10 protein-coding genes and 1 pseudogene are annotated in these 11,971 nt (G+C 60.8%); 10 read left to right on the forward strand and 1 reads right to left on the reverse strand.

Features of this window, described 5'->3' with window-relative positions; all coding sequences use genetic code 11:
• Window positions 1-146: 146 nt before the first annotated feature.
• The 7 genes and pseudogenes from P3W85_RS11280 to P3W85_RS11315 all read left to right on the forward strand — a co-directional run.
• Window positions 147-236 (forward strand): annotated as a pseudogene (locus tag P3W85_RS11280) (alpha-ketoglutarate-dependent dioxygenase AlkB); the annotation flags it as partial.
• A gap of 81 nt (window positions 237-317) precedes the next feature.
• A complete protein-coding gene (locus P3W85_RS11285; RefSeq protein ID WP_017224486.1) occupies window positions 318-509 on the forward strand; it encodes a hypothetical protein in 192 nt (63 codons plus the stop codon).
• Window positions 510-561: 52 nt separating this feature from the next.
• The gene (locus P3W85_RS11290; RefSeq protein ID WP_276264853.1) at window positions 562-1,113 is read left to right on the forward strand and encodes a methylated-DNA--[protein]-cysteine S-methyltransferase; all 552 of its coding nucleotides are present in this window, start codon (window positions 562-564) and stop codon (window positions 1,111-1,113) included.
• 158 nt (window positions 1,114-1,271) lie between these two features.
• Complete coding sequence (ada, locus tag P3W85_RS11300; RefSeq protein ID WP_430869533.1) at window positions 1,272-2,693, forward strand: bifunctional DNA-binding transcriptional regulator/O6-methylguanine-DNA methyltransferase Ada; 1,422 nt, start codon at window positions 1,272-1,274, stop codon at window positions 2,691-2,693.
• A 12-nt stretch (window positions 2,694-2,705) separates the two neighbouring features.
• Window positions 2,706-3,413: a 2OG-Fe(II) oxygenase gene (locus P3W85_RS11305; protein WP_276264854.1), complete on the forward strand. Its 708-nt coding sequence runs from the start codon at window positions 2,706-2,708 to the stop codon at window positions 3,411-3,413.
• A gap of 21 nt (window positions 3,414-3,434) precedes the next feature.
• Window positions 3,435-3,740, forward strand: a complete 306-nt coding sequence (locus tag P3W85_RS11310) for a metal-binding protein (protein ID WP_276264855.1) — start codon at window positions 3,435-3,437, stop codon at window positions 3,738-3,740.
• Complete coding sequence (locus P3W85_RS11315) at window positions 3,737-4,510, forward strand: 2OG-Fe(II) oxygenase (protein WP_430869532.1); 774 nt, start codon at window positions 3,737-3,739, stop codon at window positions 4,508-4,510. Before P3W85_RS11310 ends, P3W85_RS11315 begins: the two co-directional genes overlap by 4 nt.
• 808 nt (window positions 4,511-5,318) lie before the next feature.
• On the opposite strand, the gene P3W85_RS11320 is transcribed toward P3W85_RS11315, so the two are convergent.
• A complete protein-coding gene (locus tag P3W85_RS11320) occupies window positions 5,319-6,899 on the reverse strand; it encodes an isocitrate lyase (protein WP_017224902.1) in 1,581 nt (526 codons plus the stop codon).
• Window positions 6,900-7,610: 711 nt separating this feature from the next.
• On the opposite strand from P3W85_RS11320, the gene P3W85_RS11325 reads away from it, so the two are divergent.
• The 3 genes from P3W85_RS11325 to P3W85_RS11335 all read left to right on the forward strand — a co-directional run bounded on the left by P3W85_RS11325 (window position 7,611) and on the right by P3W85_RS11335 (window position 11,558).
• Complete coding sequence (locus P3W85_RS11325; protein WP_276264856.1) at window positions 7,611-8,147, forward strand: hypothetical protein; 537 nt, start codon at window positions 7,611-7,613, stop codon at window positions 8,145-8,147.
• 289 nt (window positions 8,148-8,436) lie between these two features.
• Window positions 8,437-9,552: a helix-turn-helix transcriptional regulator gene (locus tag P3W85_RS11330; protein ID WP_276264857.1), complete on the forward strand. Its 1,116-nt coding sequence runs from the start codon at window positions 8,437-8,439 to the stop codon at window positions 9,550-9,552.
• Between the two features lie 371 nt (window positions 9,553-9,923).
• Window positions 9,924-11,558: a hypothetical protein gene (locus P3W85_RS11335; RefSeq protein WP_276264858.1), complete on the forward strand. Its 1,635-nt coding sequence runs from the start codon at window positions 9,924-9,926 to the stop codon at window positions 11,556-11,558.
• Window positions 11,559-11,971 lie beyond the last annotated feature (413 nt).

Genomic DNA, 11,971 nt, shown 5'->3' on the forward strand with positions numbered 1-11,971 from the left:
CCGCATATACGAAGCTTGGCGGGTCTCGGTGTCGAGGTTTTCCACTTTCCATATGGAAGGCTCACATCGAGCAGTGCGCTTCGCCGGACCCTGCAAAACATCGACGACCTCGCTGTACGAGTGCGCCGAAGTGAGCTTGTGATGGACGCTATCACGGGGTGATGCCACTAAAGAAAGAGCCGCATCCGTTGCTTGGAAGTCAACGCATCAACTTCACCTTCCGCAAGGCGGGTTGAGCATTGGAATTCATGAGCAAGAGTCGGAGTTTTTTCCCGCGATGACACGCCTAGAGTAGCCGTAGTTGCCAAGACGTGCCCATGCACTCGATATCGATAGAACCGACGAACGAACAGGCCGAAGCGCGCCGCCGGATTGAGGCCTATTGCCAGTCGTTGGTGGACATGGGCGCGGCGCAATGGCGGGTCGGCAATGCCGGTGCCATCGAGCTGCACATGGAAAGCGGCGCGGCCTACCTGTTTGGCGAATGGGGCGTTACCCGCCTGAGATGAGCAGACTGACCACATCAAGTGGGCCGCCGATTCATTCAACAAGGAGTGCATCATGCAATTGTTCTTGAGCTATGTGGAGTCGCCGTTGGGCGACCTGGTGCTCGTCACCGATGCGCGGCAGATTGTGCGCGGACTCGATTTTGCCGACCACAAGGCGCGCCAGCATCGCAGCTTGCGCGACCACTATGGCAGTGTCGAGCTGGTTGAAGTTCCGGCCCCTGCGGAGATCGCCGAAGCCTTGGCTCGCTATTTTTCGGGTGAATTGGGCGCGCTGGATGCCCTGCGCACCGAGACCGCTGGTTCTCAGCTTCAGCGCCGGGTCTGGGCCGCGCTGCGCCGCATTCCGGCCGGCACGACCACGACCTACGGCAAGCTGGCCAAGGAACTGGGCTTCGACGATCCGCGCGCGGCCATCGACATCGGTGCGGCCAATGGGGCCAATCCGATTGCCATCATCGTACCGTGTCATCGGGTCATCGCCAGCAATGGCGATCTCAAGGGTTACGCCTGGGGGGTGCCCCGTAAGCGCTGGCTATTGGAGCACGAGAGGGCGATCGCGCCAGCGCGTGCCGAACCGCAGACTGCCATGCTGCCGGGGATCTGATCTTGACCGATACCATTGCAGCGGACTTGTCTCCACGCGCATACGAACGGGCCTCTCAGTATTTATCCGGTCTGGATGCAGACTGGGCGCGCCATATCGCCAATGTTGGACCATGCCGACATGAGGCAAAGCCTGCGCGTGAGCCCTACGAAGCCTTGGTGCGCGCCATCGCCTACCAGCAGTTGCACGCCAAGGCCGGCGATGCGATTCTTGCGCGACTGCTTGCGCTCTATCCGGGCGCCGCCTTCCCATCGCCGGCACAACTCCTGTCGACCGATCCCGACTTGCAGCGTGCGTGCGGCTTCTCGGCCGCCAAGCTGGCCACCATACGTGGCATCGCACAGGCCGCAGTGGATGGGATCGTGCCCAGTCTCGATGAAGCACGGCGCCTTCCCGACGCCGCGCTGATCGAGCGCTTGGTCTCCCTGCGTGGCGTGGGCCGCTGGACCGTCGAAATGTTCCTGATCTACTCATTGGAGCGCTCAGACGTCCTGCCGGTGGACGACTTCGGCGTGCGCGAGGGCTACCGGCGCCTGAAGGGGTTGGAGAAGGCGCCGACCCCGCGGCAGATGCGCGAGATCGGCGGGGCCTGGTGTCCCTGGCGGACTGTCGCGGCCTGGTACTTGTGGCGACTGCCCAACTCTACGGCACGGTTACCCAAGCGCGAAAACGTAGAGTTCTTCGACTCGGCAAAAGCTGCCGAAGCGGCGGGCTACCGCCCCAGCCGCCGCGCGCGTGGCGACCAGACCAGCGCGGCAGCCGAGCGCGCCGCGCTGGTGGAGGGTGCCTGTCGCCTGATCGAGGCGTCAGAGACACCGCCCCAGCTCGACGACCTGGCGTCCGAGATCGGCATGAGCCCGTCCCACTTCCACCGTCTGTTCAAGGCCGAAACGGGCCTCACGCCCAAGGCCTACAGCTCGGCCTATCGTGCCCGCAAGTTGAGGGAGAAGTTGAGCACAACTAACGCTTCGGTCACTAACGCGATCTATGGCGCCGGCTTCAACTCCAATAGCCGGTTCTACGAAGCCTCCGACCAACTGCTGGGCATGCGGGCGCGAGACTACCTGGCAGGCGGCACCGGGACGGTCATTCGATTCGCGGTGGGGCAGTGCTCGCTAGGTGCCATTCTGGTCGCGCAGAGCCAGCGCGGCATTTGCGCCATTCTGTTGGGTGATGACCCGGATGCGCTGGTGCGTGACCTGCAGGACCGGTTCCGCAAGGCTCAGCTTATCGGCGGCGATGCTGAGTTCGAGCAATCGATCGCCCAGGTGGTGGGATTCATCGAGGCACCGGCTATCGGTCTGCACCTGCCGTTGGACGTACAGGGCACGGCCTTCCAGGAGCGCGTCTGGCGGGTTCTGCGCGAGATTCCGCCGGGCACGACCGTGAGCTACGCGGAGATCGCCGAGCGCATCGGCGCTCCCAAGGCCGTGCGTGCCGTAGCGCAGGCCTGTGCTGCGAACCACATTGCCGTGGCCATTCCATGCCACCGCGTCGTGCGGCGCGATGGCGATATCGCCGGCTACCGCTGGGGCGTGCATCGCAAGCGTGAATTGCTCCGACGCGAAGCTCAAACCTGAAAGGATGCTGCCATGACGCAATTTTCCGATGCGTTCAATCAACTGGATTGGTTTGCCATATACGGCCACCTGGAGGCAGACGGCTACGCCGTGATTCCGGGACTGCTTGCAGCCGATCGGGCGCGCGAGCTGGCGCGGCGGACCGATTTCGACGGAAAGACTCGCCGAATCTCATTAATGACCACCGAACTCGGGCAAGGTGATCTGTTTTACTTCGATCAGAACTTGCCAGACCCGTGGCAATCGCTGCACGAAGCGTTTTATCCCAAGCTCGCGGCAATTGCCAACACGTGGAACGAGCGACTGGACATAAGCTACCGTTATCCAGAGGAATTGTCGGCGTTCCTCCAGCAATGCAGCGCGGCGGGACAGAGGCGTGGCCAGTCTTACCTAAGCCGGCTGAGTGCCGGAGGCTACGTCGCGTTGCACCAACGCAGTGATGCGGAGCACGTCTTCCCCATGCAAGTCGTTGCCTTGCTTGCGGCACCGGGCGACGACTTCCTCGGAGGGGAGTTTGTCATGACCGAGCAGCGCCCACGCATGCAATCGCGGCCACTGGTGGTTCCGCTCAAACTTGGCGATGTGGCCATTATCACGACGGCGCAACGCCCGTTCAAAGGCACGCGTGGCGACTATCGGGTCAATCTCAAGCACGCGATCAGTCGCGTCCGGCAGGGTGAGCGTATTGGCGTGGAACTCACGTTCCATCATTCTGTGTGAGCCTGAATGGTGGATCGGACTATGACCGAATCGAGAACCTGGGCTCTGATCGGACGGGATGGCAAGCCCTATGAGAGTTCGGTGCCGGGCACACTCGGTGGCCATCTAGGCGGCCGGATCTACGGCAGATTTGATTGCCGAGCGGCCCTGCAGGCCATCGCCCGCGGGGGCTATATCAAACAGCGCGTTTTCTTTCTCGATGAGTCGATCGCTATCGCAGCCGGTTTTCGGCCGTGTGCGGTTTGTATGCTTGATCGATACGCTGCCTGGAAGAAGGCGCAAGCCACCAGAAGCTGCCCTACATCACGCAATCGAGTGCGGTCATGACCGCTGAAACGCTATTCAACGCAGCCTTGGAGAAGGCCCCGGGAGGAGAACGCTTGAAACCGCAGTCCCTGGCCGACAAGCTTGCGATGCTTGACTGGCTCGCAGTCGAAGAAGCGTTGACACGCGATGGATACGCCATCATTCCGGCGCTGTTGACATGCGACCAGTGCGAGGCAGTCACTGGGTACTTTCCTGAGGACCAGCGATTCCGAAGCCGGATCGTGATGGAACGATACGCATTTGGGAGAGGCGAATACAAATACTTTTGCGACCCACTGCCTGATCTCGTCAGTGAACTGCGTCGCGACCTCTATCCACGTCTCTCGCCAATTGCGAATCGCTGGCATGCGGTTATGCGCATTGCGGAGAGGTTTCCTGCCACACATGCGGAATTCCGCGAAATCTGCCGCCGGGCAGGACAGACCCGTCCAACCCCGCTCCTGTTACGCTATGGCGCCAACGACTATTGTTGCCTCCACCAGGATCTGTATGGCGACCACGTATTTCCGTTCCAGGCGGTCTTCTTGCTCAATGAGCCCGGGCGCGATTTTGACGGTGGCGAGTTGCTGCTGACCGAGACTCATCCGACAAAGCCGGGACGCGCGCAGGTCGTACCCCTGCGTCAAGGTGATGCAGTGATCTTTGCCGTGAATCACAGGCCCGTCCGCTCAGTGCGAGGATTCCATCGCCTGAGTCTGCGTCATGGTGTTAGCAGGCTGCATCGGGGTCAGCGGCATACCTTGGGCATCATCTTTCATGATGCTAGATGACTGCGGTAGGTAGCCAATCCATAGCGACAATCCTGGCCGGTGCGTATGCGAATGGCCAATGGACCCATGGCGACCAAGTGAAACCATGGCTCGATCCCGCCAGGGGCGGCCGCAAGCTTGCTTCACGGAGATTGCCGGTGCACTGATGACTGGGTTGGCGCCGCGCAGGGCAAACCGGCTGCCTTTGCCGTCGGCGCTAGAAGCCAACTGGCGTGCGTCAGTCCGCCACTCTGGGCAGGAACTCTCTGCCTGGCCATCCGTCGTGCATGTCTGGCCGGCGCAATCGGCTTCACGGAATTCACGACCTCAGGTGTCCGTATATCGGTTCGGATCAGTTATTGATTAACCATTGGCTGACCGACCGCCTATGGCCGATAGTGTTGAAAAACGCTGTGGACCCCGTTTCCGGCGAGGTTTCAGGGGTACCCGAACCCCTTCGCGTGTCTATCGACAGCGCAATTAGGAAAGGTCTTCATAAAGACTGCTGGCCACGCTTAAGCGCGTGTGCTCGGGGGAGTGTCTTCTACGCAGGTATCTTGATTCGCCAGGCGGGTGTCTTAGCGGTTTGCGGTTTGCCGTCTGCGGCTGAGGATCGGTTGCGTTGGTTCAGTGGGAATTCGGATACTGGACGGGGACCGTGTGCCAATAGTCGCAGCCGATGGAGCGCGGTCGGTTAGGCATCGGCACCGGCGTCGAATGCAAGCGCACTGGAAAACGTTCGATGAGGACCCCCGCAAGCTATGCCGCCGGATAAAAAAAACGCCAACCCGTTTTGGGTTGGCGCCATGTTTGGGGCGTATTACTGGTATCAGAACTGGTTCATGGTGTTGTCTTTACCCGCCGCTTTCAGGGCTGCTTCACCGCTGAAGTACTCCTTGTGGTCGTCGCCGATGTCCGAGCCGGACATGTTCTGGTGCTTGACGCAGGCGATGCCCTGACGGATTTCCTTGCGCTGCACGCCAGCCACATAACCCAGCATGCCCTGGTCGCCGAAGTATTCCTTGGCCAGGTTGTCGGTCGACAGTGCGGCGGTGTGGTAGGTCGGCAGCGTAATCAGATGGTGGAAGATACCTGCTTCGCGCGACGCGTCGGCCTGGAAGGTCCGGATCTTTTCGTCGGCGAGCTTCGCCAGTTCGGTCTGATCGTACTCCACGCTCATCAGCTGGGTGCGCTCGTATGCCGACACATCCTTGCCCTCGGCCTTCATCGCGTCATACACCTGCTGGCGGAAATTCAGCGTCCAGTTGAACGACGGGCTGTTGTTGTACACCAGCTTGGCGTTCGGGATGACCTTGCGAATCTCGCTGACCATGCCGCCGATCTGCGCGATATGCGGTTTTTCGGTTTCGATCCACAGCAGGTCGGCGCCGTTTTGCAGCGCGGTGACGCAATCCAGCACGCAGCGCGCTTCGCCCGTGCCGGCGCGGAACTGGAACAGGTTGCTGGGCAGGCGCTTCGGACGCAGCAGCTTGCCGTCGCGCTTGATGATGACGTCACCGTTGCCCAGTTGGTCGGCCGACAGTTCTTCGCAATCGAGGAACGCGTTGTATTGGTCGCCCAGGTCGCCCGGCGTGTTGGTCACGGCGATCTGCTTGGTCAGGCCGGCGCCCAGCGAGTCGGTACGGGCCACGATGATGCCGTCGTCCACGCCCAGTTCCAGGAACGCGTAGCGGATCGCGCGGATCTTGGCCAGGAAGTCCTCGTGCGGCACGGTGACCTTGCCGTCCTGGTGGCCGCACTGCTTCTCGTCGGACACCTGGTTTTCGATCTGAATGCAGCATGCGCCCGCTTCGATGAACTGCTTGGCCAGCAGGTACGTTGCTTCGGCGTTGCCGAAACCCGCGTCGATGTCCGCGATGATGGGCACAACGTGGGTGACGTGGTTGTCGATTTTTTCCTGGATGGCGGCCTTGGCAGGTCCTTGGGCAGCATCCAGTTCGCGGAACAGGCCGCCCAGTTCACGGGCGTCGGCCTGGCGCAGGAACGTGTACAGCTCGCGGATCAGCGCGCTGACGGAGGTTTTTTCGTGCATCGACTGGTCCGGCAGCGGGCCGAACTCGGAGCGCAGCGCGGCCACCATCCAGCCGGACAGGTAAAGGTAGCGGCGTTCGGTGCTGTTGAAGTGCTTCTTGATCGAGATCATCTTCTGCTGGCCGATGAAGCCGTGCCAGCAACCCAGCGACTGGGTGTACTTGGCCGGGTCGGCATCGTAGGCGGCCATGTCGGCGCGCATGATCTTGGCGGTGTACTTGGCAATGTCCAGGCCCGTCTTGAACTTGTTCTGGGCACGCATGCGGGCGGCATACTCGGGGCTGATGGCATTCCATGCGCTGCCGTGGTTCTCTTTCAAACCAGCAACTGCCTTGATGTCGTCTTGATACTGGGCCATACGAAATTCCTAAGCGCGATTGAAGAAAGGGTTGCGTGTGCCGCTACGGATGTCGGAGCAAGCAGCGTGGAATCATTGTATGGCGCTTTTGGCGCCTCGCGGCGAAGTCTTATATAAGACATAAGAGTTGGTTTATCCTTATTTTTCAATGAGATAGGTGTGGAATTTCGTGATGTGGAACGCGTTTTCGGGAAACGAAAACGAAACACTGGGGAAATTCTGGGTGAATTCCACAATGTGAAAAGCACTTTCAGATGTTAGAGGTAAAGGCAAGCACAGATGGCTTGAGCAACGATAGTTGGGGTGATTTTGTAGACGCCTGTCGAACGAACAGGGTCATGAGTCGGCGCAGAAACGTGTGGCTGTCTTCGTGTCCGCGGCGGTCATTCGATCACGAGCGAGGATCGTCGCAAACTGTTAAGGATTGTTTGATGTCTGCCCTCGTCTGCAGGACTGTGAGAGGGAGCGGCGCGTGTGGGCAGGCGTCGAACAATCCTCGAGGGAGGAAACCGCGGGGTGCAGCGATGCAGCGTGCTCGGTACGCCGATCTATTCGGCCTCGCGCGGGTCTGCTCGCGCCTGGCCATGAAAATCACCACCCTCCTGGGGCCACATCAAATGCCGCCCTAGTGGCAAGCGCCCGGTTTGCACGCGCCGTTGCGCATTTTCGTGCGCCATCCTGCTGGCAGAGCAAGGGCTGCCCGTCGAGGCGATGATACTGGGGCGCGGCCTGGTCGAAACCGTGTTCACGCCGGGCGCGCTCGCTGCTGGCGAGGTGACGGTGGCAGGGCTGGCCGAGCATGACGTGGCATCGCGCACCAAGCTCGCCAAGGGCCTGCTACAGCAGCCATCCAAGATCGAACTTGGCGAGCATCGGCAGAAGCTGACCGCCTTCGCGCAGGAGCACGCTGGGGCGGCAGAGCTGACACTATTTGAGCTGGCGCGCAAGGCCGGGATGCTTGCCAGCGATGTAGTGTCCAACGAGGTCCGTAGGCCTGAAAGCGCTGATGGCCTCGGCTCCAGAAAAGCGGGGCAGTTTCCATGGCTACTCGACAGCGGCCGTCAAATCCAATGCGATCGATTCACGTTCGCGATACGCCTAGCGCGACTGACCTTCGTCGGCAGCGCCAGCGCGAGAACAAATGATCCGAGTTTGAGGCGATTGACGGGCGATGCTCTTGCCTGCACCAAAGTAAACCGTCTCAACTGGGGGGGCGTGCTGCCAAGATCAAGCCTCTGGAGGAACTGATACGCTGCGGTACCACCGCCTCCTGGGGGAACGGCTGAACTGTATGCATGGCGGGAAAGCGCACTTATCTGAGGAGCTTGCAGACGGACTCGGGAGTCGACCTCGCGACAGCCGGAGGTGGACTGGAAGGTAATGCAAAATGTGGACTTCCCACAATCGCGATACCCCCTCGTTGGTGGGGAGGTGGACACCATCAAGAATTCGCTATCGTACTTAGCCAGTAGATCTAAGAGCCTCGACCAAAAGAGCCGCCGACAGGCTTTGGTCGCGAATCCGTTGGGGAGCGGGCATGCTGAGAGACCAACTGATTGGGGACCTTTACGAGGCCGCCATTCGACAAGACGACTTCCTGGAAGTCCTGCAACGCACTGCGGAGGCGGTCGGTGCGAACGTCTTTCACATGTTCAGTTGGGACCCAGCAAACAACTGTCCGCGTTTCTCGGTGTATACGCCAGACTCCCACTTCGACTCTATAGTCACGATCTACGAGGCACACTATGGCGCACTGGATCCGCGGCGCGAATTGGTCCAGCGGGCGCCCGCAGGAGCGCTCGTTGCCTGCCAAGACCATATCACTGACCGAGACGTGGCTCGGAGCGAGTTCTATCAGGACTTCCAGCTCCCAACTTCTGGACACCGTTATCTAATGGGAACACGTCTTCCCCGGCCCGGAGGAAGCGAAACCCTCCTAGGGCTCCTTCGCGACAAAGGAAGAAAGCCTTATATCGACGCGGACAGGAAGACCGCAGTCAGTCTGATCCCGCATCTCCATCGCGCCATCAACCTTTGGCAGGACGCCAAGGATTTGCACCGGGATGCCGCGCTGGGAACCGAACTGATGGAGCAACTGGGCCTAGCCGTCTTCGCGCTGGACAAGGACGGACGCCCCGTCTTTTCCAATCAGGCTGGGGAGGCGCTGCTGAAAGCCGGCACTGCGCTCAGGCTCAGGCACGGTCGACTGGTAGCGCCACACGCTTCGGACAATGACGCGCTGCTCGGCGCGATCCTGCGGGTTGCGCGATCCAGACGCGGGGAAAGCCTGGCGCTGCGAAATGCCACCGGAGCCAGTCACGACCTGTTCATGAGCATCGCCGCCATTCCAGGGCAAACGCTGGTCACTTTCGGCTCGGCATCGGTCTTAATTACGGCAAGGCCGCGTGGAAATGGGCCCCCTGTCACTGCCAGGCAGTTGCAGCAGGCTTTTGGTTTGACGCCAGCGGAAGCGGCCGTGGCGGAGGCCCTGATAGAAGGCACGTCCCCAGAGGATTATGCGGACACCAAAGGCGTCTCACCTAACACGGTTAGATGCCAGGTTCGGGCCATTCTTGCAAAGACCGACGCTCGATCGCAGGTCAAAGCCGTGAGCACGATGTTATCGGTACTCTCGCAAAAAAAGCCGGGTTGACTGGCAACGGGCGCAGCGGCCCTCCGAGGGCCGAGCCTGGTGTTGCATGGCAATTCCAATCGGGAATAGTTGCTGGCAGCAGCCCCCTTGCTGAACGCATCGCCGATGCCGAGCTTTTCAGCAAAACCGATCAGTCCTTGAAGCTCTCGCGTGGGCGGCCGCTTTGCGGCAGGGGTGTTTCGAGATCATGAAACACACCTGTTGTTTCATCATCAATATTGATGATGCGGACATTCTGGCTTCACTCGCATACTTACCCCCGGGCTGCGCTGGTTGTTTGCTGCGCATGCCGAAACCGAAAAAGCAGCGGACGGGTAGGCGATGCGGGTCCTTCAGATCCGAGGCGCGGGATACTTTAGGGAGTCAGAAGAATGAATGCAAAACTGCTTGCCGTGGCTGTCGCTGCGGCTACCTTGACGGCTTGTGGCGGTGGCGGGGACAATAGCGCCACTACTGGGGCGGCTACGACTACGACGCCGACTACCCCGACGACGAAGATCAGTGGCACCGCGGCAACTGGTGCGGCACTGGCGGGAGCAACCGTTCAAGCCAAATGCGCGACGGGGTCGGGTACGGCCACGACTGCCGCAGATGGCACCTTCACTATTGGTATTCCGAACGCCGTGCGCCCGTGCGTGCTGAGCGTCCAGGTTCCGAACGGGCCGGTGATGCACTCGGTCGTGGATGCGGGTTCTGGCACCACTGCGGTTGCTAATATCACCCCTCTTACCGAGCTCGTAACGGCGGCGATCGCCGGCGGCAACACTGCTGACTTCTTCAATACCTTTGACGCGGCCGCACACGGCAAGCTGACCTCCGACGGCGTAACCGGCGCGGTTTCGTCAGTCGCCCTCTCGCTAAGCGGCGTTGTTGATCTGGGCGGGGCGAACCCCCTCTCGGACACTCTCGTTGCCGCAAATGGCAGTACAGCCGGCAACGCGATGGACAAAGCAATCGACAAGCTTGGCGCTGCGCTGACCGCGTCCGGCACGACCCTGGAGGGTCTATCCACCGCAGTTGCGGCGAACCCGGGCGGCAATTCGACTGGCCCGATTCAAACTATCCTGCGACCTTCGGCGGCGTCCTGCGCCAGCTTCCGCAGCGGCAAGTACTTCAGTGTCAATACGGCCGAAAACATGATCGAGGTGGTGACGGTCGACGCAGCGAAGCTGACCGTGACCTATCAAAGCGATAGCGCCGTGGATACGCTTACAGCCGATTCCAGCCAGGCCTGCCGCTTCGTCAATGCGGATAGCCAGTATGGCTATGACATGGTCGTCGGCAAGGGTGGTATCGCGCTACTGCGCAATGCGAGTGGCTCGGCGTCCGCCTTCTTGGTGCCGGCGCAAAAGGTCGGCATCGACAAAAAGGCGGGTGAATGGGTGGGTCTTACCTACACAACCACACCCGATAGCGCTGGCAAGCTGAAGCCGAGTCGCGTGAACATGACGATTGGCGCCGACGGAAAGGTGACGGCCGGCAGCCGTTGCTACGCTGGCAAGCCGTGCGGTATTTGGACACCCGCTGATTTCCCGGTCTTCACCGAAAATGCGGACGGCATTGCTAGCACGCTATCGAGCGGCGGCACCGGGTATGCGGTCACTTTTGTTGGCACCGACGGTCACGTCTCCATGTTCACCACCCGCCCTGGCGGCTTTACTGTCGCGAGCAAGGCGTACACCATGACTCTGCCGACCGTCGGCACGACGAATGCCTATTGGGATTCGAGGATCGACCCGGATGGTGCGGTCAGCGCCTTTACACCCAACAGTGTGAAGATCGACTCTGTTGACACCACCGCGAATTCCTATACCCGAACTCGTATCGAGGATGGGCGCGTGGATACGTGGACGATAAACGACCCCGTCGTTGGGCTACGGCATCGGGCCGCTGCCACGAACGTCAACGAATCGATCGGCCTGAGAATCCCCGCTGCCGGCCTGTCCGCAACGATCAGCGCCAATGTTGCTCAAAACTTCTACAGCCTGAGCGTGGATCGTCCGTAACCGCTGTTGAGCCTCTCGCCAAGGAGTCTTCCCTTGGTCTGGCTTTTGGCCCCTCGCCATCGTGCGAGGGTTTTTCTTGCTTTTGGGGCCACGCGCGGCCGGTGCCCTCAACCCTACGACGTTACATTAGGAAGTGGCCGTTCAAAGGTGATCGCGCTAGTCCGGCGCGACCGTCCTCAATGGACAGAAATGCGAGGGGACTTTTTTGATCCAGCCGACGGCCGCTCTCGGGGCGGTGCCGACGTGGGAACGTCCGCACGAGCCGACCGGCGAACGGCTGAAACTGCAGCCGGTTTCCGCCCTCCGGCGCAGGCAGGTTGACCGATCGGCGCCATCGGCGGCCTGCGCCATCTTGCACCCACGCAATACCGGCCTCGGTCCCCCCGTCTGCCTGATGATGCTACCAGGCAGGC

The sequence above is a fragment of the Cupriavidus basilensis genome (assembly GCF_029335485.1).
Classification (GTDB): Bacteria; Pseudomonadota; Gammaproteobacteria; order Burkholderiales; family Burkholderiaceae; genus Cupriavidus; species Cupriavidus basilensis_E.